Annotated in this window: 3 protein-coding genes and 1 pseudogene; 2 read left to right on the forward strand and 2 right to left on the reverse strand. The window is 34.6% G+C overall.

Annotated elements, in window-relative coordinates; genetic code table 11:
• Positions 1-255 precede the first annotated feature (255 nt).
• Positions 256-381 (forward strand): hypothetical protein, encoded by a 126-nt coding sequence (locus FTV43_RS16105; protein ID WP_004969301.1) that lies wholly within the window; start codon positions 256-258, stop codon positions 379-381.
• A gap of 93 nt (positions 382-474) precedes the next feature.
• On the opposite strand, the gene FTV43_RS14760 is transcribed toward FTV43_RS16105, so the two are convergent.
• A complete protein-coding gene (locus FTV43_RS14760; protein WP_004969299.1) occupies positions 475-1,557 on the reverse strand; it encodes a hypothetical protein in 1,083 nt (360 codons plus the stop codon).
• 497 nt (positions 1,558-2,054) lie between these two features.
• Between FTV43_RS14760 and FTV43_RS14765 the strand changes: the two genes are divergently transcribed.
• Entirely contained in the window at positions 2,055-2,621 is a 567-nt protein-coding gene (locus tag FTV43_RS14765) for a recombinase family protein (RefSeq protein WP_004812033.1), read from the forward strand.
• 370 nt (positions 2,622-2,991) lie between these two features.
• Here the strand turns inward: FTV43_RS14765 and FTV43_RS14770 are convergent.
• Positions 2,992-3,428, reverse strand: a pseudogene (locus FTV43_RS14770) (IS6-like element IS26 family transposase); the annotation flags it as partial.

A 3,428-nucleotide genomic window follows, 5' to 3' on the forward strand; every position in this document is an offset into this window, starting at 1 on the left:
CCATTCATCAAATTCTGGAAGACGTTTAATTTCAATCATGAGGATTCCTTATCTTCTCACTATATTGTATTCGATCGAATACAATATGCAAGTAATTTATACGAACATCCATTAATTTCGTATAACACCATTATGTTAAATACATAATTTTTTTGGTTAAAATTTAAACTTTTTTACTGTTTTTCAGGCAAGATGCATATTTTTTTGAAGCCATACTTTCCTTGTCAGATGTTCAAACATTTTAAGGAGAAAGCAATGACACAAACAGCGAATGATCAACGTGCTACAGTAAAAAATCCTAATAATATTCAACATGCGCAGAATCAGGACAACCGTAGCCGACAATTGAATCCTAATCATAAACCTACGAAATCTAAATAAGGATGAAAACTATGAGCACAGCAGGTTGGCCTAGTACTACTGGAAATCCATCAGGTGGTGGCCGAGACAATAATCCACCTCGTAAATAAAAATTTATTTATCTTGTAATATCAATTCAGAAGGCCAAAGATATTGGCCTTCTGAAGGATATTTCTTCAGGAAGGCTTCCCATATCACGATAAAATCTTCTGATGTAGCTAACGTAGAAACGCTGGCTGTTTTTTGAAAATGTTTATAATAAAAGTCTTGCCAAAAATATATTAACCATAGGCCAGCTATGGCATTAATACTTTCAAACCACTTATCTTCTGGAAGTTCATTTTTCAGGAATAAATAATTCTCTTCTGAGACTTGTTCATAAATTTCATCATTTTTAAACTCACCATAAGGTAGACCTAGGAACTCATAGACTTCATTCAAGTAGCATAGTCTTCTGTTTTCTCTAACTTTTTTAATTAGTTGTATAAATTCTTTAATTTGTTCATCTTCGAGAGAAGGATCTAACCATTGCTCAAAACCATTAGTTGGAGGAATAGTCTTCAGAATCTCGACTTTATGTCCTTTTGTTGCTTCAAACTTTGCATTTATCTTTAAGATAAATAAAAGAAAATCTGTAAAAGTTTTTGATGGGAAGTATGGTCGTTTATTTTTAAACTTAAACTTTAATGCTTGGTTTAGTGAGATTGATTGGAATCCCCACTTCTTAGAAATTAAATGATCTAAGTGAATTAAAATTAGCAGTATATTGACGCCAGAATTTCTAAGCATCTCATGACTAATAATATTCTTTAAATCACCGTTAAAGCTAAAGTTATTTACCAGAAAATCATGTAGTTTGCAGACATCTTCATATAAAAAATTATTTTTTTCTAATTCTGAAAATAGCTTTATATGCTCATTCCAATAAAAAAAATCGTTATTCTTAATTGGATATAGTTCTAAGATTTTTAAGCAGTATGCAAAATTATAGTTTTCTTCATCTACAGCTAAAGAAGTTGCTGAATTAAGTACGAAAAACCCCATTTCTGAAGCAAATTCGGATTTAATTTTAACTTTAGCTATTTCATCATTTTTAAATGGAACATTAGTATATTTTTTCTCAATTTTACCTAGTTTCTTAGCCAGGTTTTTATCCATATTTTTCAATATTAAACAGTAGAATTCTAAAGGATTCATGGATGCCCTAATTTTTTAAAAAATCTAAAATTAACATAATACACCTTATACGAAATGCGTTATAATTCTCTATAGAAATCAATGCTGTAGTTTCTAGTTGATAGCCCATCTTCCCCAAGGTGGGCTTTTTTTATGATTTTTCACGTTCCACGCTTATTATTTAATCAAAAGACCTCTTGCGAAAGTATAGTTTATCTAATTTTTGAATTGGCTAAAACCTCATAAAATATAGCTTTTGGCTGCTTAAAATTTGACTAACGCAAGAATTCTAAAGTTTCTCAACTTTGATTAGCTCAAATAAATACCATTTCTCTTTTTCTAGGTCTCTTTAAATCACGAATTATGTAACTATAGAGTATACCCTAAAATTACATTTTAAAAGTTCTTAAAAACATGTACCATTTAAATGTTTTTTAATCATAAGTAACATGTAACTTTGGTATTAAAGATTTATAATTTACGAAATTGTTCATTTTTATCCAATTGGGGCGTAAAAAGTGAAAGGCCAAAAAGTAGGCTATGTGCGAGTGAGTTCGGTCGAGCAAAATACGGGACGTCAACTTGAGGGAATTGAAGTCGACCGGATTTTTGTTGACCGTGCTTCAGGTAAAAATACCGACCGACCGAAATTTCAGGAAATGTTGAATTATGTCCGGGAAGGAGACCGGGTGATAGTACATTCCATGGATCGTTTTGCGCGAAGCTTAAAAGATTTGGTGACTGAAGTGGATAAACTGGTCAAACGAGGGATTGCCATCCAGTTTGTAAAAGAAAATATTACTTTTACGGCCCAATCCACCCCGATGGATAATTTGATGCTGCAACTGATGGGTGCTTTTGCACAGTTTGAACGTGAGATCATTTTAGAGCGGCAAAAGGAAGGAATTAAACTTGCCTCTTCTCAAGGGAAGTACAAAGGCCGGGTACATAAATTGAAACCTGATCAGGCTGAAGCTTTGCGACAAGACTGGAAGGAAGGGAAGTACCCTTCAAAAATGGCATTAGGCCAGGCATTTGGAATTAGTCGCCAAGCGGTATATCGGTATTTAAAAGCCGGGAAATAACTCAATTGAAATTGGCGACTATATTTAGTTTAGCTTATGAAAATCGTGAAACGTTGATTAAATAATAAGTGCAGAAAGCAAAGAGTTACTAATTTTATACAATATAAGTTTTTGATTTATAATTAATTAACTCGATTGCAATCTAGCTTTTTCAGCAACGATTTATCTTTTTTAAAATAGTATTAATTTATTTTTTTGAGAACAAACCTTAACAAAATTACAAGTTTGTAATTTTGTCGTCATTCGGATGTATATATTTACTCATTATTATAAGTAAAGATTTTTTTGGTCCAAGATATGATTAGATTCAATAATATGGGCACTGTTGCAAAGTTAGCGATGAGGCAGCCTTTTGTCTTATTCAAAGGCCTTACATTTCAAAAACTCTGCTTACCAGGCGCATTTCGCCCAGGGGATCACCATAATAAAATGCTGAGGCCTGGCCTTTGCGTAGTGCACGCATCACCTCAATACCTTTGATGGTGGCGTAAGCCGTCTTCATGGATTTAAATCCCAGCGTGGCGTTGATTATCCGTTTCAGTTTGCCATGATCGCATTCAATCACGTTGTTCCGGTACTTAATCTGTCGGTGTTCAACGTCAGACGGGCACCGGCCTTCGCGTTTGAGCAGAGCAAGCGCGCGACCATAGGCGGGCGCTTTATCCGTGTTGATGAATCGTGGGATCTGCCACTTCTTCACGTTGTTGAGGATTTTACCCAGAAACCGGTATGCAGCTTTGCTGTTACGACGGGAGGAGAGATAAAAATCGACAGTGCGGCCCCGGCTGTCGACGGCCCGGTACAGAT

The sequence above is a fragment of the Acinetobacter sp. YH16053 genome (assembly GCF_013417035.1).
Classification (GTDB): domain Bacteria; phylum Pseudomonadota; class Gammaproteobacteria; order Pseudomonadales; family Moraxellaceae; genus Acinetobacter; species Acinetobacter towneri.

Coding starts and splice junctions, on each gene's coding strand:
- FTV43_RS16105 (WP_004969301.1), top strand. CDS start 256: ATGACACAAACAGCGAATGATCAACGTGCTACAGTAAAAAATCCTAAT.
- FTV43_RS14760 (WP_004969299.1), bottom strand. CDS start 1,557: ATGAATCCTTTAGAATTCTACTGTTTAATATTGAAAAATATGGATAAA.